Origin of the sequence: Ehrlichia muris AS145 (assembly GCF_000508225.1) — a bacterium.
GTDB lineage: Bacteria > Pseudomonadota > Alphaproteobacteria > Rickettsiales > Anaplasmataceae > Ehrlichia > Ehrlichia muris.
This window is the reverse complement of the sequence record NC_023063.1, coordinates 613318-634222: the sequence shown is the minus strand read 5'-3', so window position 1 is coordinate 634222 and position 20905 is coordinate 613318. Positions and strand designations below refer to the sequence as shown.

Genomic DNA, 20905 nt, shown 5'->3' with positions numbered 1-20905 from the left:
TTCAGTAAAGTATGATAAAAGCTTAGTGATTTATACAGCAGATGCTAATGTGAATAGAATTAGGAGATCCTCAAGAAGATCATTTTTATCACTTATTGTATTGATCAGAAGTACAGATTTTATTGTCGTAATCAATCGTCTTGTATTCATAGTATTTTTTTGGTAAAAACCAGTCAGGTAACGAAACTTAAAATGTTGATATAATATCATATTCTTAATATATTAAATATTATAGAACAATTTCTTAGTTTAAGATTACGATTAATAGTACATAAGTCAAGCCTTCTCTTTTTCCAAAGTTCTTACTCTTGCTTTTTTTTAAATCCCTCATTTATAACATAATTATTAATACAATGTGTCATAATTGATATGCATGCCAAGATATTCATCATTTTGTCTAATATTATATGTAAAGCATTTCATGTATAATGGGATTTTTTAGTGTGAAAGAAATAATTATTTTGCACTGAATTTGAAAAATAAAGTTGAGTAAGACTAGCATTGATTCAGTAATAGATTATACTAGGTACAATATAAAATTAATATAATAGTTTACATTTTATTAAAAATAGTTAATATGCATTAATAGTAATTGATATTTCTTATTAAAAAATTAAAATTATATGCGACTAATATTGTTATTTTTAGATGGATATCCTGTTTTAGTGCCTGAGAAAGAGTATAGTTATGATAAATCCAACGGAGCTTATTATCCACTAAATCCTAATTTTAATGGTGAAATTGGCCAAACTTCTATTAAAACTGTTAGGTTTGTGCCCATGCATCAAGCAATATTTCAAAGATATTGTATTATGAGTAGTGTAAGATTTGAATTAGAGTATTACTTTTTATTTGGTAAGAATAAAGCAGGACAAGAATCTTTTCTAATTATTGCAGTTAAACCTAATTCTTTGCGTGACTTTACGGCAAATGGATTAATATTGACTAAGAAAACAGTTGTTATTGCTGGAAAAGTTTGTCTAGATAAAACTACACCAGAAGAGTATACGATTATGTTGTTTAACATGTATAAGTCTTATGTTAAACTTTCTTTTAAGCAAGATATACCTCGTTCGTATATGTTGAATTTTTTTAATGATAGTGGGGAATTATTTCATACTCAATATCAAAGCACATACTTAAGTCACACTAAAATAAATGTGTCCGATAATAATCTAAGTTATATTATGAAATTCTAAGGATTATTCAAAATAATATTAAAATACTTATAAAAAGGTGAAATTATATGTTGCTAATATTGTTATTTTTAGATAGACATCTTGCTTTAGTACCTGAGATGGGAAGTGTCGTTATGATAAGTCTCGTGGAGCATACTATGGAGTAAATCCTAATTTTGATAGTAACCTACCTTCTTCTAAAAATGCATATATTTATGCCCATACATCAAACAATGTTTCAAAAATGTTGTATTGTGAGTAATATAAGATTTAAATCAAAATGTTACTTTTTATTTGCTGAAAATAAAGAGAGGCGAAAATTTTATCTAGCTATTCAAGTTAAACTTAATTTTTTGCGTGACTTGAAGGCAAATGGATTAATTTACTAAGGAAATAGTTTTTATAAGCGTGGAAATTTACCTAGATAGCATTGCAGCTGAAATAGTATACTATTATTTTACAAATATAAATCTTGTCTAGGGTTTTCTTCTGGCAAAAATCTGCCCCCTATATATGTTGAATTTTTTTAATGATAGTGTGGAATTATTTCATACTCAATATCAAGGTAGACACTTAAATCATGTTACAGTAGATGCATCTAATAATGATATAAATGGTATAGTGAACTTCTTTAGAGTATACTTGGTCATTCAGTAATACTTATTGACTTATGTGCTTCAGCTGTAATAATAATTTACTTGAGTATTTAATATAGTTATACTCTTTTGTTGAATTTGTTAATTATTAACAGATATAAATATAATGATTTATTTTTTGTTTCATTTTTTTGCAGTGTTGATAGTATTATCAGCTATAGCTGTAGTTTATGTGTCAAATCCTGTTTATTCTGTGCTATGTTTAATTTTAACGTTTTTCATATCTAGTACATTATTTATTTTGTTGGGTGCAGAGTTGATAGCAATGCTAGTTATAATAGTATATGTAGGGGCTGTAGCAGTACTGTTTTTATTTGTAGTTATGATGTTAGATATAAACTATTCGAGATTTAAAAGTGGATTTACAAAATATCTTGCTATAGGGTTATTATGTGGGATGATATTATTTATTAATATAGTGTTTATTATTAAGCAATCTGCAACAACTGAGTTAGTAAGTACAGGATCTGTTCCTTATGTAAGTAATGTGATTGCTATTGGTAATTTAATATATACAAAGTATATGTATATATTTCATTTATCTGGGATATTACTTTTAATATCAATAATTGGATCTTTAGTATTAACTTTACGTACTAAGAGCAATAGTGTGCGTAGACAAAATATAGATGTTCAGGTTAATAGGTCATCTACTATAAAATATGTAAATGTTAAAGTACGAGAAGGAGTGGATTATGAAAATTCTAACTGATGCTGGTATTACTTTAAATCATTTCCTTATTTTGGGTGCAGTTTTATTTACTATTGGTGTATCTGGAATTTTTATTAATCGCAAAAACATAATTACTATTCTTTTATCGATAGAACTGATGTTGTTAGCAGTTAATATTAATTTTACTGCTTTTTCGGTATATCTTGATAATATTTTAGGACAAGTCTTCGTCATGTTTATATTAACAGTAGCTGCTGCAGAGTCTGCAGTGGGTTTAGCTATTATTGTAGTATATTTTAGAAATTGTGGAAATATTGACATTGAAACAGCCAATAAAATGAAAGAGTAAAGAAGGTTTTTATAGTATTTATTGACTAATTATAATTAGTTATTTTAATTGATTTGTGGTCAATTAATTAAGGATCAGGTTTATGATTAAGGTTGAGCTATTATGTGTTCTTTTGCCTTTAATAGGTTCTATTTTTGGTAATATGATAAATAATAGGTTAATTTCTCAGTTAGTTACCACTTCTTTGGTGGTTTGTGCATCATTGTTATCGTGGTACTTATTTTTTGATTTTAAAGATAGTTATGTTATTACTTTATTTCCGTGGATTGAATTATATAAGTTAAAAATTAACTGGTCATTGTATATAGATTCATTAAGCATGATTATGCTGATAATAGTTAATACAGTGTCAGCGGTGGTGCATCTTTATTCGATAGGTTATATGTCTCACGATATAGGTGTATCTAGATTTTTATCTTATATATCATTATTTACATTCTTTATGTTAATTTTAGTAACAAGTGATAATTTTGTTCAACTTTTTTTTGGTTGGGAAGGTGTCGGATTATGTTCTTATTTGTTAATTGGTTTTTGGTTTGATAAAGCTTCAGCTACTAAAGCAGCAATAAAAGCATTTATTATGAATAGAATAGGGGATTTTTTTTTATATTAGGAATTATAGCCGTATTTTGGGTATTTGGATCTTTAGAATTCAGTAAAGTGTTTAACATGCTTGATTCAATATATGTTGAAGGTGCAATTAATTTTTTTGGTTATCCGATACCTTATTTAGATGTGATATGCTTGTTACTTTTTATTGGATGTATGGGTAAGTCTGCACAAATTGGTTTACATACATGGTTGCCTGATGCAATGGAAGGTCCTACTCCTGCTTCAGCATTAATTCATGCTGCAACTATGGTAACAGCAGGAGTATTTCTTGTTGTTAGATGTTCTCCATTGTTTGAATTGTCAGTAATGGCACGCAATGTTGTCTTGATTATTGGCACATGTACCTGTTTATTTGCTGCGACTGTTGCTATTGTACAGAGTGATATAAAGAAGATAATAGCATATTCTACTTGTAGTCAGTTAGGATATATGTTTATTGCATGTGGGTTATCAGCATATAGTGTTGCTGTATTTCATTTGATGACTCATGCTTTTTTCAAAGCACTGTTGTTTTTATGTGCTGGTAATATAATACATGCTACACATGAACAAGACATTCATAAAATATGTATTTCTTGGCGTCAGTTACCATTTACATATGTGTTGACTTGGATAGGATCCTTAGCATTAGCAGGTATTTTCCCTTTTGCTGGTTTTTATTCAAAAGATTTGATTATTGAAAGTAGCTATCACACTAGTACAATTGCCTTTATAATATGTAATTTAGTTGCATTTCTAACAGCTTTTTATTCTTGGAGATTGATTATATTAGTTTTTCATGGAATCAACTCAAGAAATGGTCCAATACATGAGTCAGGAAAGATTATGCTTTTGCCTCTATTAGTGTTGGCTATAGGTTCTATATTTTCTGGTATGTGGGGACAAAATTTATTATTAATTAATGATGCTGCATTTTGGAAGGGTAGTATACAAATACATGAACATGTAGAAGTTGGGTTATTTGTAAAAATGTTACCATTATTTCTAAGTATACTTGGAATAGTATGTGCTTACTTAAAATATTTTTGCAATTATTCTAGTAATTTGCATTTTAACCGGTTATTTAAATTTCTATATAATAAGTGGTATTTTGATGAGTTGTATAATCTTGTATTTATAATACCTATTAAGTTTATAGCTAATTTCTTTTCTAGAGTAATTGATAAAAAAATTATTGATTATTTTGGGTTAGGTGGTATTACTAAAATAGTGAATTCTTGCTCAAAGGGTAGCGTTAAGATACAAACTGGTTTTGTTTTCGATTATGCATTTATTATGCTATTAGGTTTGATAAGTATTATCATGTGGTTAATTTATAATAATATAAGATTTTAAAGTAATGCTATTTTTGATGATTTTATTGCCAATATTAGGGTCATGCTTATTAGCAATTAGTAATTTTAAGGCGAATTTAGTAGTTGCAAAGATAACTTCTTTGTTATGTGCTGTAACTGCATTCTTTATAAATGTTATTGTAGCTGTAAAATTTGATTATTTGTATAAGGGTTTTCAATTTATACATAATCTAGCTCCAGGTTTTGTATTAGGTATAGATGGGTTGTCTTTGCTGCTTCTATTATTGACGACTTTTTTATTTTTATTATCTATTATCTTCACTTTATGTAATACGCAGTTAAGAAATTTGCGTATGTTTCTTGCTTTATTATTGTTACTAGAGGGATTAACTATAGGAGTATTTGCTTCACTTGATATAGTAATGTTTTATATATTTTTTGAATCTGTTCTAATTCCAATGTTTTTTATTATAGGAATGTGGGGACATGAAGACAGAGTATATGCTACATTTAAATTATTTTTATATACTTTACTTGGTTCTTTATTATTCTTAATAGCAATACTGTATATATATTTCTTTTCTGGTAAAGTAAGTGATATAGGGCAGTTAACTTATATTTTATCAAATTATTTAAGTCTGACAGCACAGAAATGGGTATGGGTTGCATTTTTTATTTCATTTGCAATAAAAATACCTATTATACCTTTTCATACTTGGTTACCTGATGCTCACGTTCAAGCACCTACAGTAGGATCTGTTTTATTGGCTGGTATTCTAATTAAAGTTGGTACATATGCATTACTAAGATTTTCTCTCCCTATGTTACCAGAAGCTAGTGTATATTTTTCAAATTTTGTAATAATATTAAGTATTATAGCTGTAATTTATGCTTCATTGATATCTTTTGTCCAAACTAATATTAAAAAGTTAATAGCATATTCTTCGATAGCTCATATGGGGTTTGTTACTGCTGGAATATTTTCTTTTAATAAATATGGGATATCAGGAGCTGTATTTCAGATGATTAGCCATGGATTAATATCTGCAGCTTTGTTTATTTGTGTTGGTATACTTTATAATCGTACTCATACTTTGGAAATAGCAAGATATGGGGGGTTAGCAAAAACAATGCCTAAATTTTCTGTTATATTTATATTTTTTGCAATGGCTTCGATTGCTTTACCTGGTACTTCAGGTTTTATAGGAGAGTTTTTATCTATATTAGGGATTTTTCATTACTCTAAATTATTTTCAGTTTTTATTGCTGTTGGAGTTGTATTAGGTGCTTTATATATGTTGTTCTTGTGTAAGAGAGTAATCTGGGGTGTACCAAATTGTGATTTAATTGATTGTAATCTTAATAAGGATGAGTTATTTATTTTAATAGTGTTAGTTGCTTTTATATTATTATTTGGATTGTATCCTTATTATATCTTATTAAAATGCTTAACTCCATTCATAGAGCAGTTGTCTTTAAGAAACTTTATACTTTAGTAGCATTTGAGATTGTTTATTATGTATTGGAATAATTTTGTTTATATAATACCGGAAATTTTTTTAGTTAGTTCATCTTTGATCTTCTTATTATTAGGGATTGTACTGAATAAAAGAGTTATACATGTTTTGTCATTGATTACTTCACTGATAACTATTGGTGTTGTTTTAATTAATTTAGAGATTGAACCACGGCTAATTTTTGATGGACTGTTAAAGTCTGATTTGTATATTTCTATTGCAAAAATTGTGATTTTATTTTCTAGCAGTAGTGTTCTATTTATGATGTTAGCATCTGGTAGGGAGTATTGTTATGAATTTTCAATAATGATTTTACTTGCAGTTTTTGGTTTAATCACTTTGATTTCTGCAAATAATCTACTTTCTTTTTATTTATCATTTGAAATACAAAGTATAACTTTATATGCATTAACATGTTTTGATAAAAGTGCAATTAGGTCTTCTGAATCAGGTGTAAAATATTTTGTATTAAGTGCACTGTCTTCTTGTATAATGCTGTATGGAATTTCTATGTTATATGGTTATACAACAGAAGTGGGTTTTTATGAATTATACAATTTCTTTTCTCATGGTCAGAATATACCTTTAGGTTCTATTTTAGGTATGGTGTTTATTTTAATTGGTATATTTTTTAAATTATCAGTGGCTCCATTTCATATGTGGGTTCCTGATGTTTATCAGGGTACTTCGACTGTTATGACAGCGTTTTTTTCTATAGTACCAAAAAGTACATTTATACTATTATTGATTAGAATATTAAATGAAGTATTACCTGCTTTATCTAAAGATTGGCAACATATAGTGATATGTGTATCCGTATTATCTATATTTGTTTCAGCATTTGGGGCAATGAGGCAAAGTAATTTAAAAAGATTATTTTCATATGCTGCTATTGGACATATGGGGTATATGTTAATTGCATTAGCAATGAATACTTTGGCTAGTAATACAGCTGTAATAATGTATTTATTGTTATATGTTATTATGAATATAGGGCTTTTTTCTGTTTTGATACAGTATCGTGATGATAATTGTAATGTATTGAATTTAAGAGGGTTACATACTAACTCTCCAGTAATAGCATTTTGTATTGCTGTAACTATGTTATCTATGGCTGGAATACCACCTTTAGCTGGATTTTTTCCTAAGTATGATATATTATCAAGTTTAATAGAAAATGGTTTTATAAAAATTGCAATAATTTTTGCTCTTGTAAGTGTTATTTCATGTTATTACTACTTGCGAATTATTAAGGTAATGTATTTTGATTTAAATGATACTTCTTGTAGTATATTAGTAATGAATAAGAAATTATCTGCTGTCCTATTGTTTACAGTATTAATATATTTTATATTTTTTGTATTTGTTGGTGATGTAAGGCGTGTTATAGGTTATTTTCTACATTTTAATTTTTTTAATGGATAATAATCTGAATATTCGATATATAATATACTGAGTTTATTCAATATTAAAACGTGTGAAAACAATTTCAATATTTGGCTCAACTGGTGCTATTGGTCAAATGATTATTGATATAATATTTGCTGATCTCGATAAATATCAAGTAAAAGTATTGGTTGCAAAATCGAATATTCATTTATTAGCATACCAGGCTAAGTTAGTTGGTGCAGAAAGAGTTGTTATTTCTGATGTTGATTTGTATCAAGAACTAAAAGATTTATTGGTTGGTACTAATATTAAAGTTAGTGCTGGCGATTCTGGGATGGTTATGGCTACATCTTTAAATGTAGATTATGCAATGATGGCTATTGTAGGAGTGGCGGCACTTATACCGATGACTTATTTAATTAATTCAAATGTTAAAGTTATTGCATTAGCAAATAAAGAAAGTATAGTTTGTGGTGGGACGTTATTACTTAGTTTAGCTAAAGAAAAGGATGTTAATATTATTCCTGTAGATTCAGAACACAATGCTATACATCAGATGTTTTCTAATAATGATAAAAAAGATTTGGAAAAAATTACCTTAACTGCATCTGGTGGTCCATTGTTATCAATGGATTATAATCAAATGAAAAACGTGACAATTCAAGATACAGTGAAGCATCCCATTTGGAAGATGGGAAAAAAAATATCTGTTGATAGTGCAACTATGATCAATAAATCTCTTGAAGTTATAGAAGCTTATTATTTTTTTTCAGTAAAAGCTGAAAAATTAGATATAATTATACATCCTGAATCTATAGTGCATGGGATAGTGTCTTATATAGATGGTACATCTGTTGCTGTTATGTCTGTACCAGATATGAAAATTCCAATTATGTATACGTTATCTTGGCCAGATAGGTCAGCTGTTTTATGTAGAAAACTGAATTTAGCATTATGTAATCAGTTGACTTTTATAAAACCTGATGTTTATAAGTTTCCTGGTATAAAATTAGGATTTGAGGTATTAAAAACATCTAATGTTCATGCTAATAGCATTATTTTAAATGCTGCAAATGAAGTTGCTGTTGATGCTTTCTTAAATAAGAAAATAGGATTTCTTGATATTATAAGTGTAGTCTATGAAACATTAAACTTACTTGATTACGGTCGTATTAATTCTCTATCAAATATTCTTGATTGTGATGCAGTAAGTAGAAGAGTAGCAAGTAATATTGTTGATAAATTATGTTAATATATTAAATTATTTGTTTAATATATTTAATAATACATTGCGAATCCATTTTTGTGATATATTTGTATTTTTGCTAATTTGTATAAATAATGTCGTTAATGCTTAATAGTAATTAATAAAAAGAGAGGAATGTTAATTATTAAAAGTTAATTTTCTTTAAATAATGATATATTGATTTAATTTTATTAAATAATGCGTTTACTTAACATAGTGTATTTGGTATAAATATTTTAAAATGAAGATGTGTCTTGTAGGTGTTAGATGTTTAGACGTAATATCTTGAATATATTATTGGTATTAATTTTCTCTTTTGTTGTTTCATGCTCAAATAAGAGTAGGTATCAGTTTAGTAGGAAATATTCTCCGATTTATAATCCTGATGGTGAAGCTTTTGATAGTAATGTGGAATTTGCTCGTGATTACTCAATTTATAAAGAACATAGGGATGCATTGAACTCTGGTGTTGATAAAAATAGTAAGAGTGTTAATACAAGACGCAAAGTAAAACCTAAAGTGCAGGTAAAGGATAAAGAATATGAGGCTTTTTTGAAAGAAGATGGTCATGATTCTATGATAGATGATAATGGAATCAATTTGATTGATGTAGCAGGTGCTAAATTTATTGATCCTATAGAAGATGATGATGGTATACATGTTCAAGATGTAAAGGATAAAAATGAAGTTCCAGTAGCTAAAGCTAAAGATAAGACTAAATTACAAGATGTTAAAAATAAACCTCCAGTAGCTAAAGCTAAAGATAAGACTAAATTACAAGATGTTAAAAATGAACCTCCAGTAGCTAAAGCTGAAGATAAGACTAAATTACAAGATGTTAAAAATGAACCTCCAGTAGCTAAAGCTGAAGATAAGATTAAATTGCAAGATGTCAAAAATGAACCTCCAGTAGCTAAAGCTGAAGATAAGATTAAATTGCAAGATGTCAAAAATGAACCTCCAGTAGCTAAAGCTGAAGATAAGATTAAATTGCAAGATGTCAAAAATGAACCTCCAGTAGCTAAAGCTGAAGATAAGACTAAATTACAAGATGTCAAAAATGAACCTCCAGTAGCTAAAGCTGAAGATAAGATTAAATTACAAGATGTCAAAAATGAACCTCCAGTAGCTAAAGCTGAAGATAAGACTAAATTACAAGATGTCAAAAATGAACCTCCAGTAGCTAAAGTTGAAGATAAGATTAAATTACAAGATGTCAAAAATGAACCTCCAGTAGCTAAAGCTGAAGATAAGACTAAATTACAAGATGTCAAAAATGAACCTCCAGTAGCTAAAGCTGAAGATAATACTAAATTACAAGATGTCAAAAATGAACCTCCAGTAGCTAAAGTTGAAGATAAGATTAAATTACAAGATGTTAAAAATGAACCTCCAGTAGCTAAAGCTGAAGATAAGACTAAATTACAAGATGTTAAAAATGAAGTTAAACCTCTAATAACTGGGAGTACAGATGATACACCTAACTTGAGTGATAATAGTGACAATCAGGTTGATAAAAAAGACAAAGGATTTCGTTCATTGTTAAAATTTACAAAAATAGAAAATAATAAAGACAAAAATTCCAGTGGTGATTCAGAAAATCATAAAGATAATATTGATAGTGATGAAGAACCTGTGCTATCTCAATCTAAGCATGACGTAGAACCTGCTAATCCAGTTTCTGAAGTGAGTGAACAAAAAAATAATTATAAAGCTGTACACTTTTTGTCATTTTTAAAAGAGCAAAATAAAGATCAAAATGATACTACAGAAGAATTACAAGAAGCAGAAAATAAAAATGATCAAGATAATTCTACAAAAGAGCAAGATAATGCTGTAAAAGATAACGTTGGAATGTCTGGACACAATGGTCAAATTGATATCAGTAATAACGGTAATAATGGCGAACAAGTGGTTGTAATGTCTGAAGAAGAGAAAGATTACATGTTATTACAAGGTATTAAAGAGATGAAAGAATATGATGAAGACTATAGTATTACTTATTATTATGATGATTAAGGTATGGCATACTATGAAGAGTAGAGCGTAAATTTAGAGAAATTATAGTAGATTTATTGATTTAGCTATGTATAATTTTGATTTTATGTGTAAAATTGTATTGTAGTATGCAGTGTGATGTTGTGGATAGAATTTTAAATGAAGAGGGGTTGTTTGACTGTATTCTAAAGAAAAGTAAAGTAACTTATGAAGTAAAAGTTGGTGATGTTATAATTGGTGGTAATAACCCTATAGTAGTGCAATCCATGGCATTGGGTGGATCTGGGGATGTAAGTAAAGATGCACATGAGATTTTAGAATTGGCACAAGCTGGATCTGAGTTGGTAAGAGTTGCAGTTAATTCAGAACAAGCTATGAAAAATATTCCTTATATGAGGGATGTGTTAGTAGATCATGGATTTAATGCTAAAATGATAATAGGATGTGGGCAGTATGAAATTGCTAGGTTAGTAAGAAAATATCCGGAATGTGCAGCTGCTTTAGGGAAAATACGTATTAATCCAGGAAATGTTGGATTTGGGAATAAGCGAGATAAGAATTTTGAAGATATTATCGAATTTGCAATAAAGTATGATATCCCTATTAGAATAGGTGTAAATTGGGGAAGTTTAGATAAATATTTAGCTTCAAAATTAATGAATGATAATGCATTGCTTAGTAACCCTAAACCAGATTATGTGATTTTACAGAAGGCATTAGTAATTTCTGCTATAACAAGTGCTAAACGTGCAGAAGAAATTGGTTTATCTAAAAATAAAATAGTTATATCTTGTAAAACGAGTAAAATACAAGATTTAATTCCTGTTTATACAGTGTTGTCAAATGTATGTGATTATCCATTACATTTGGGGTTAACAGAAGCAGGCTCTGGTACAAAAGGAATGGTTAGTAGTGCTGCAGGAATATCTTACCTATTACTAAATGGAATAGGTAATACTATACGTGTTTCTCTAACTCAGCAGCCAGGAGAACCAAGAAGTACTGAAGTTAAGTTATGTCAAGAAATTTTGCAAAGTATAGGGTTAAGGAGTTTTACTGCACAGGTAACTTCATGTCCAGGTTGTAATAGAACTAACCCTAAATATTTTCATCAGTTAGCTAAAGATGTAAATGATTATATTGCAGAGCGTATGCTAGTATGGAAAAATACTAATCCTGGATCCGAAAATATGGTTGTAGCAGTTATGGGTTGTATAGTGAATGGTCCTGGTGAAAGTAAACATGCAAATGTAGGCATTAGCCTTCCTGGCTATGGTGAAAGACCTGTAGCTGCAGTGTATCAAAATGGAGAAAAATTATGTACCTTAGAAGGTGATAATATTTTTGAGCAATTTACATCAATAATTGAGAATTATGTTAATGTATATTATCAATAGTAAGAAAGGTAATCTATCTAATGGAATCTACAACTGGTGAAATGTTCTTTTTTAAGCATTTTGAGGAATTGAGATATAGAATATTTTTTAGTTTTATATTTTTTTGTATCATGTTTGGTATATGTTATTTCTTTTCCGAAAGAATATATAACTTTTTATTAATTCCTCTAATAGATTTAGAAGGTACTAATCCTGAGTTTTCTTTAATATACACTGATTTAACAGAAGCTTTCTTTGTATATTTAAAAGTTGCTACTATGGCTGCTTTGTTATGTTCTTTTCCTGTTTTTGCGTGGCAATTTTATATGTTTTTAGCTCCAGGGTTATACAAGAAAGAAAAATTAGTATTGTTACCCTACTTGATATCAACTCCAGTACTTTTTATTCTTGGAGCTGCAATGGTATATTATTATATATTCCCTTTAGCTTGGAAATTTTTTATTGCGTTTGAAAACAGAGATGCTTCAATGGGTGTGCCAATAGAATTTATGCCATCAGTAAGCGAATATCTAGATTTGGTCTTACAACTAATGTTTGCATTTGGTGTGGCATTTCAAATTCCTATATTTTTAACATTAATGTCCAGGATTGGTATAGTATCTGCAAAAAGTTTAGCACGAAAACGAAGAGTTGCAATTGTAGTTATTTTTATTCTTGCTGCTATACTAACACCACCTGATGTATTAAGCCAAATAGGATTAGCGATACCAATGTTATTATTATATGAAGCATCAATATTAGCTTGTAAGTATATTGAGCGTAATAAATAATGTTTTGCTACTTATAGAAATGTTGTTTATATGTAATGGTATTGTGAGCTAATTAATTTATAGCGGCTTAAGTAATGAGAAAGATTGCTGAAATATTCTTACAAAGGAATAGAGTATCAATATTTCTATTAGTGATTATATTGATATTTGGTTCTTATTCTTATTTTGATATTCCTAAAGAAAAAAATCCTGAAATAAAAAAACCTATTTTGTCTATTCATACTAGTTTACAAGGAATGTCATCTGAAGATGTAGAAAAATTTTTAGTATATCCTATTGAACGAGAAATAAAGTCTATTAAAGGTGTTAATAGGATTATCTCAATCGCTAAAAACGGCTATGCAAATGTAATATTGGAATTTAATGTAGGATTTAACTATAAAGAAGCTTTGGAAAATGTAAGATCAAAAATAGATATAATACGTGCTAAATTGCCTCAAGAGGCAACTTTTCCTATAATAAGTGAAGAAAATTTCAGTTTATTTCCAGTATTAAGTATAGCTTTGATTGGTGATTTGCCTAATAGAACGTTATCTAAAATTGCAAGTAATTTACAATCTAGATTGGAAAATTTACCTAATGTAGAAAGTGTAAAAATTATTGGAAATGGTAAAGATGTTGTTGAGATAAATATTTCTCCTGATGTTATTAATAGTTATAACTTACAAGTACAAGATGTAGTAATGGCTGTATTAAATAACAATCAATTTGTAAATGCTGGAAATTTGGATTCTATGGTGGGTAAGTATACATTACATTTACCAAGTATTCTAAAAAATATGCAAGATATAATGAATATACCAATAAAAACTGACGGATATTCTGTTATCACTCTAGGGAATATTGCTACTATAAGACCAGTTTATCAAAACAACAAAGAATTTGTTCGAGTAAACAATCATCCATGTTTAGTATTAGAGGTATCGAAACAAACAGGTAAGAATATTATTGAAACTATATCTCAAGTAAAAGAACTTATAAGTAACTTAGGAGATGTGTTGCCAAACAACTTATCAGTTATTTATCTTCAAGATGAGTCAGGAGAAATATCGGACATTTTAAATGAATTACAAAATTCTATTTTAATGTCAGTTTTACTAGTTGTGATCATTATGATGATATTTATGGGAACTAAAACTGCAGTATTAGTTGCTATATCAATACCAGGATCTTTTTTATTTGGTATTATCATTATGTATTCACTAGGGTATACGTTGAATATAGTGATTTTATTTTCCTTAATTATGGCTGTTGGAATGCTTGTTGATGATGCTATAGTCATTACTGAATATGCAGATAGGAAAATGATTAATGGTTTAAACAAGGTAGAAGCTTTTAAACAAGCTGCATATGATATGTTTTGGCCAGTTGCATCGGCTACTTTAACAAAATTGGTGGTGTATATTCCATTGTTATTTTGGCCTGGAACTACTGGTGAATTTATGAAGTATATTCCTATTGCATTAATTACGACTTTGAGTGGTTCGTGGATTATGGCTTTGATTTTTATTCCAGTTTTAGGTGCTATTATTGGAACGCCATCGGTAACTGATAAAAAAAGTATAGCAAAGATTGTAGCAGTAAGTACTGGTGATTTTATACATTTAGGAAAATTTACTAAAGGTTATAGTAAAATTTTAAATAATGTGCTTGATCATCCTAAAAAATTTATTTGTATAATAATTGGTATTTTACTTATCTCTACATTTGGATATTTTATAGTTGGTCCAGGTATAGAATTTTTTCCAAGTATTGACTCAGAAAGAATGCTTATTACTATAAGAGCAAATAATAATTTATCTGTTTATGAAAGAAATGATATATTACAAGAAATTGAGCAAAGAATTTCTGATATACCTGGTATAAAATTTATTTACATAAAAGCTGGCCTATTTGATTATTCATTAGATGTGGATGATATTATTGGGAAAGTTCAAATAGAATTAAAAAGATGGTCTCTTCGTAGAAAATCTGAAAAAATATTAGGTGAAATAAAAAGTAAGTTACAAGATGTAAAAGGTATCATTGTAAATATTACAGAGGAAAAAATGAAGCCAGTAATTGGTAAGCCAATACGCATTGATATTAGCTCATATGATATAACTAAAATTAATGATATGACTAATAAGGTAATATCTATTATGAATAATTCTTTAGGATTTGAGAATATTACGGATAATAGATCATCCTTAGAAATAGAATGGAAAGTCAATATTGATAAAAATAAAGCAATGAAGTCTGGTGTTGATATTTCCATAATTGGCAAATTTATAAAGATGACAGCTGAAGGAATATTATTAAATAGTTATCATCCAGATAATGTTAATGATGAAGTAGATATTATTATGAGATTTCCTAAGGAATATCGTAATTTAAATACATTAAGTAATTTATTTGTCAGTACTTCACATGGATATACTGCTGTCAGTGATTTTATTATTCATCAAGCTCAACGTAAAGAAGGTGGGATAAATCATATTAATGGTATGAGAACAGTTAGTGTAACGGCTGATTTGTCTGAGGGGTATTTATTGGAAAGAATGATAAATTTTTTAAATCAGAAATTTAAAGATAATTTTGATTCAGAAGTGTCAGTTGAAGTAAAAGGAGAGATAAAGGATCAAGAAGAATCGCAAAGGTTCTTAATAAAAGCATTTTTTATTGTAACAATACTTATTATGTTGATTCTAATTACTGAATTTAATAGTATTTATGATACATTAATTATTATGACAGCTATTTTCTTGTCAACTACTTGCATATTTTTCGGATTTTTCATTACAGGCCATGTTTTTTCTGTAGTTATGGGAGGAGTGGGTATTATTGTCTTAGCTGGTGTAATAGTAAATAATAATATTTTACTTCTTGATGCTTTTTATATTAACATGAAGGTTACATGTAGTAAAAAGGAGGCTATAACGAGAGCAGCTTTGTCTAGAGTTAGGCCAATATTATTGACAGTTATTACTGGAATTATAGGATTAGTTCCTATGATATTACGTATAAGTTGTGATTTTATTAACCGACAAATTATTTATGATTCGCCATCAAGTCAGCTTTGGTTTGAATTATCTTATACTATAGCTACTGGATTATGTTTAGCTACTGTTATTACCTTATTTTTTACTCCTGCGTTGCTTATGATTGGAAAATATGATAAAACTGCTAAGTAAGCTTGCAGTATGTATAGTAAGTTTACTGTTGGGAGAAATTGCTTGACTTGAATAGTAGTTATAATATAAACTGCTACCGCGGTTTTATCTGAATATGTGTCATTTTTAAATAATCAGGTGCACTAAATCTTAGTTTTTTGTACATAGGTTTTTACTAAGGGTTTTTATGGTTAATCTACAAAATTTTGATAACTTAGAATTAATAAGGGTGGCTAAGGATATTGCTGATCAGAAAGGCTTGAGTTTAGATGTAATAATCAGGGCTATAGAAGAAGCTATTCAATTAACTAGTCGCAGTAGATATGGAAATTGTAAGATTAAGGTTACAGTAGATAGAAAAACTGGTGTAGTGGCTACTTACAGGCAAGTATTAGTTATTAATGATAATGGTGATGTTGTTATTCCTGAAAGCAAGGAAAAGGAAAATGAAGTAGATTTTTCTGATATAAGCAAATATAAATTAATTACTTTAACGGAAGCTAAGCAAATTGATAAAAACATTGAAGTTGGTGATATAATGTTAGAGCCTCTGCCTGTTATTGATCTTGATTATAGTTCTGCTAAAATTGCAAAGCAAAAAATTGCTCAAGTTATTATTTCAGAAGAACGTAAAAGGCAATATGAAGATTTCAAAGATCGTATAGGTGATATTGTTTATGGTACTGCTAAACGTATAGAATATAATAATGTTATTGTAGATTTAAATGGGAATGAAGGTTATTTATCAGCTTCAAATTTAATAAAAGGTGAAGTATTTCGTGTTGGTGACAGAGTAAAAGCTCATATAGAAGATGTACGAAAAGAAAATTCAGGACCTCAGATATTTCTTTCAAGAATTAGCAAAGGATTTATGGGGCAATTATTCAAGCAGGAAATACCAGAAATATATGATGGAATAGTTACAATTAAAGCTATAGCTAGGGATCCAGGTTCAAGGTCAAAGGTTGCAGTTTTTTCTTCTGATAAAAATATAGATCCAGTAGGTGCATGTGTTGGTGCTAGGGGTGTGAGAATTCAAAGTATTATTTCTGAATTGCATGGAGAAAAGATTGATGTAATTTTATATTCTCCAGAACTCGCTAAGTTTATAGTTAATGCTATAGCTCCTGCAGAAGTTTTAAAAGTTATTATTGATGAAGATAAAGAGAAAATAGAGTTAATAATTCCTGAAAATCAATTAAGTTTAGCAATTGGTAGATATGGACAGAATATTAGATTGGCATCTGAATTAGTTGGGTGGAAAATAGATGTAATAGGAGATGAAACTGAATCTAGTAGAAAAGCAAAAGAGTTAAGTGCAGGATCAAAAATATTTGTTGAAGGATTAGATGTTGAAGAGATAATAGGACAATTGTTATTTACTGAAGGGTTTGTTAGTATTGAAGATATAGATCAAGCATCTATTAATGATATTTCTGCAATAGATGGGTTTAACGAAGAAATTGCAGAGGAGTTAAAGAATAGAGCAGCTGATTATTTAATGCGTAAAGATGCTGAAATGAAACAGATTCTAGATAATTTGTCTGTTGATAAAGATATTGCTATGCTACCGTTTTTAAGACCAAGTGACATTATAGCGTTATCTAATAATGGTATTAAGAGTCTTGAAGATGTTGCTGGGTTGTGTACAGATGAATTTTTCGATATTATTCCTGATATTGCATTGACTAAAGATCAAGTAGACTCTGTTATATTAGAGTCTCGTAAAAAAATAGGGTGGTTATAACTTTTGTTTTGGGTAGTTGTCTATGAATGAGTCTAAAGGTGTTGTAGGTAGTGGGTTGATGTCAGGTAAAACTGAACGTACAACACTAAAACTTAGTGATAAGTTAAAACTGTCTTCAAGTATACAACAGGGTACAAAATTTGCCTCAAAGAAGTCTATAACTACTGTAGAAGTTCGTAAGAGCAAGAAGAGAAGGGATATTGATAATATTGAACAGGCTTCTGTAATATTGCAAAATGATAATGCTTATCAAGGTAGTGAACGTAATAATTCCTTGACTATACAAGAACAAATTTCTCGTATGAATGCTTTGCAGAATGCTAGTATTTATGAGAAAAAGGAGGATACAAGTGATGATAAAGTTCTTAAAAAAGAAGAAGTTATTGATGTTGAAGTAACAGAGTCAGTATTTACTGAAGAGGATAACAGTAATGTTGTTACTGTTGAAGAAGATAATACTGAACAAGTTGAAAAAGAAAATATGGAACAAGTACTTGAAGAAAGTAGTAATAATGTTGATTCAATGTCTTTAAACATTGTTGAGGACAAGCAGAAAGAGGTTGAAGTAAATAATCAAGTTGAAGATAGTAATATAAGTGATTTGTTACAGTCTAAGGGTATTGAAGAGAAAAAGCTTAAGAAATTCGAGAAAGAACATGAAGAAAAGAAAGGAAATCCTAAGAAAGTAGTTTCTAATAACATGTATAGTAAGCATGTAAAATTAGTAATAGAAGAAGAATTGGAAGATAATAATAAACAGGTCATTCAAACACATAAAAGTAAGAAAAATCGTTCAGTTGGCTCTACAAAGAATAAGGTTACTCGCAAAGTCCTAATACCAAAAAGAATTACTGTACAGGAATTAGCAAATAATATGTCTGAAAGAATAAAAGATGTACAGCATATGTTGTTTCAAATGGGAAAGCGTGATATTAAGCCAACAGATTTTTTAGATCCAGATCAAGCTTCTATGATTGTAGAAGCTTTTAACCATACTTTTAAATTGGTAAATGATGGTAAATTAGAGGAAGATTTATATTCTGATGGTAATGACAAAGAATTGCTTCCTAGAGCACCTGTTGTAACTGTTATGGGACATGTAGATCATGGAAAGACTTCATTGCTTGATGCTATACGTAAATCAAATGTTGCAGATGGAGAATTTAAAGGCATTACACAGCATATAGGTGCATATCAGATAATGCTTGATGGTGACAAAAGAATTACTTTTATTGATACACCAGGTCATGAAGCATTTACTGCCATGAGAGCATGTGGTACTAATGTTACTGATATAGTAGTATTAGTTGTCGCAGCTGATGATGGTATTATGCCTCAGACGATTGAATCAATTAATCATGTAAAGGCAGCTAATGTAGCAATGATAGTTGCAGTTAATAAAATTGATAAGCACGATGCTAATATTGATAAAATTACCAATAGTTTACTTAATCATGGGGTAATAGCGGAAAGTTTAGGAGGTGATGTAATAGTTGTTCCTGTATCTGCTAAAGAAAAGATAAATTTAGATCAATTAAAGTCAAGCATATTATTAATAGCGGAGCTGTTAGAATTAAAAGCTGTTTATAATACTAGGGCATCTGGAGTAGTCATAGAGTCGAAAATTGATAAAAATTGTGGAGTAGTAGCAACTTTAATAGTACAAAAAGGGACTTTAAAAGCTGGTGATATTATTGTTGTTGGTCATAATTCATATGGTAAAGTACGTAATATGTTTAATAGTGATGGAAGGAGTGAAAAGGTTGCTATTCCGTCAATGCCGGTGAAGGTTTTAGGATTAAATAATATACCTAATTCTGGAGCTAGTTTTATTGTTGTAGATTCTGAAAAGCAAGCACGTGAATTGATTAATTATAGGCAAGAATTATTTAATGCACAATTAGAAGCAAGTGCTAAACCAAAAATGGATGCTAATAGTATATTAACTTGCAATAAGGTTGATGAATTAAATGTGATTTTGAAGTGTGATGTGATGGGGTCTGTTGAGGCAATATGCTACTCAGTTAGTAAAATAACTCATGAAGATATAAAATTGAATATTTTATATAAAGGTGTAGGGAATGTTACAAAATCAGATGTTTTATTAGCAGAGACATCAAATGCTTTAATTTTAGCTTTTAATGTAAAAGCGGATACACAGGTAAAAGAATTAGCAAAGCAAAAGTGTATTGAAATAAGGCATTATTCAGTTATATATGATATAATTGATGATGTAAAAAAGATATTAAGTAGTATGTTAAAGCCATTACAGCAGGAAGTACAAGTTGGTACTTTGTCTATAAGGAAAGTGTTTTCTTCTGGAAGTGCAGGAAGTGTACTTGGATGTTACGTGACAAGTGGATTGGTTAAGAAAGGTGCGTCAGTGAAATTGATCCGTAATGGTAATGTTATTCACGAAGGAAAAATTAAGGTCTTGCGCCGTTTTAAAGATGATGTAAAAGAAGTTGCTGCTGGGTTTGAATGTGGTATCTTGTTGGACTATGCAAAAGAAGTGTATCCAGAAAATGATATAATTAATGTATTAGAAATAGTAGAAGAAATTAGAGTTATTAAATGATTTATAAATCTGAGAATTTTAGAAGTTTAAAAATTGCTTCAGTATTGAATAGAGCTGTATCTAAAGTTTTGATGCAAGATATTTATTTAGTTGATGGTCATTTAGTAACTGTATCTAAAGTGGAAGTAAGTAATGATATAAGGAATGCTACTGTTTTTATTGTACTTCCTCAAAATTGTTCAAACAAAAAAGATCTTATACAAACATTAAATGATTCATCTTATTTTATTAGGAAAGAGATATTTTCTTATGTAAACCTTAGATATATACCTAGGTTGTATTTTAAATTAGATCATTGTTTTGATAATTTAGTTAGGGTAAATCAAATATTAGAATCTCAGTAGGTAT

The 20905-nt window shown here is 28.9% G+C and carries 13 protein-coding genes and 1 pseudogene; all 14 read left to right on the top strand.

The features are described 5' to 3' along the window. The first annotated feature begins 623 nt into the window (after positions 1 to 623). Positions 624 to 1199, top strand: coding sequence for a hypothetical protein (locus MR76_RS02390; RefSeq protein ID WP_024072103.1), 576 nt, complete (start codon positions 624 to 626; stop codon positions 1197 to 1199). A gap of 741 nt (positions 1200 to 1940) precedes the next feature. Then, on the top strand, positions 1941 to 2546 hold the full coding sequence (locus MR76_RS02385) for an NADH-quinone oxidoreductase subunit J (protein WP_024072102.1): 606 nt from the start codon (positions 1941 to 1943) through the stop codon (positions 2544 to 2546). Continuing rightward, the gene (nuoK, locus tag MR76_RS02380; protein ID WP_024072101.1) at positions 2530 to 2856 is read left to right on the top strand and encodes an NADH-quinone oxidoreductase subunit NuoK; all 327 of its coding nucleotides are present in this window, start codon (positions 2530 to 2532) and stop codon (positions 2854 to 2856) included. The genes MR76_RS02385 and nuoK overlap by 17 nt, the downstream gene beginning before the upstream one ends. A gap of 82 nt (positions 2857 to 2938) precedes the next feature. Further along, positions 2939 to 4803 (top strand): annotated as a pseudogene (nuoL, locus tag MR76_RS02375) (NADH-quinone oxidoreductase subunit L). A 4-nt stretch (positions 4804 to 4807) separates the two neighbouring features. After that, positions 4808 to 6259, top strand: a complete 1452-nt coding sequence (locus tag MR76_RS02370; protein WP_024072100.1) for a complex I subunit 4 family protein — start codon at positions 4808 to 4810, stop codon at positions 6257 to 6259. Positions 6260 to 6280: 21 nt separating this feature from the next. After that, complete coding sequence (locus MR76_RS02365) at positions 6281 to 7705, top strand: NADH-quinone oxidoreductase subunit N (protein ID WP_024072099.1); 1425 nt, start codon at positions 6281 to 6283, stop codon at positions 7703 to 7705. A gap of 52 nt (positions 7706 to 7757) precedes the next feature. Further along, positions 7758 to 8921 carry a 1-deoxy-D-xylulose-5-phosphate reductoisomerase gene (gene dxr, locus MR76_RS02360; RefSeq protein ID WP_024072098.1) on the top strand — a complete coding sequence of 388 codons (1164 nt, stop codon included), beginning with the start codon at positions 7758 to 7760 and terminating at the stop codon, positions 8919 to 8921. Between the two features lie 261 nt (positions 8922 to 9182). Beyond that, positions 9183 to 10934: a TRP75-related protein gene (locus tag MR76_RS02355; RefSeq protein ID WP_024072097.1), complete on the top strand. Its 1752-nt coding sequence runs from the start codon at positions 9183 to 9185 to the stop codon at positions 10932 to 10934. A gap of 107 nt (positions 10935 to 11041) precedes the next feature. Continuing rightward, entirely contained in the window at positions 11042 to 12310 is a 1269-nt protein-coding gene (ispG, locus tag MR76_RS02350) for a flavodoxin-dependent (E)-4-hydroxy-3-methylbut-2-enyl-diphosphate synthase (protein ID WP_024072096.1), read from the top strand. Positions 12311 to 12330: 20 nt separating this feature from the next. Then, complete coding sequence (tatC, locus tag MR76_RS02345; protein WP_024072095.1) at positions 12331 to 13080, top strand: twin-arginine translocase subunit TatC; 750 nt, start codon at positions 12331 to 12333, stop codon at positions 13078 to 13080. A gap of 74 nt (positions 13081 to 13154) precedes the next feature. Further along, the gene (locus MR76_RS02340) at positions 13155 to 16253 is read left to right on the top strand and encodes an efflux RND transporter permease subunit (protein ID WP_024072094.1); all 3099 of its coding nucleotides are present in this window, start codon (positions 13155 to 13157) and stop codon (positions 16251 to 16253) included. Between the two features lie 166 nt (positions 16254 to 16419). Beyond that, positions 16420 to 17979 carry a transcription termination factor NusA gene (nusA, locus tag MR76_RS02335; RefSeq protein WP_024072093.1) on the top strand — a complete coding sequence of 520 codons (1560 nt, stop codon included), beginning with the start codon at positions 16420 to 16422 and terminating at the stop codon, positions 17977 to 17979. 22 nt (positions 17980 to 18001) lie between these two features. Further along, positions 18002 to 20557 (top strand): translation initiation factor IF-2, encoded by a 2556-nt coding sequence (infB, locus tag MR76_RS02330; RefSeq protein ID WP_024072092.1) that lies wholly within the window; start codon positions 18002 to 18004, stop codon positions 20555 to 20557. Further along, on the top strand, positions 20554 to 20901 hold the full coding sequence (gene rbfA, locus MR76_RS02325; protein ID WP_024072091.1) for a 30S ribosome-binding factor RbfA: 348 nt from the start codon (positions 20554 to 20556) through the stop codon (positions 20899 to 20901). Before infB ends, rbfA begins: the two co-directional genes overlap by 4 nt. Positions 20902 to 20905: the final 4 nt, after the last annotated feature.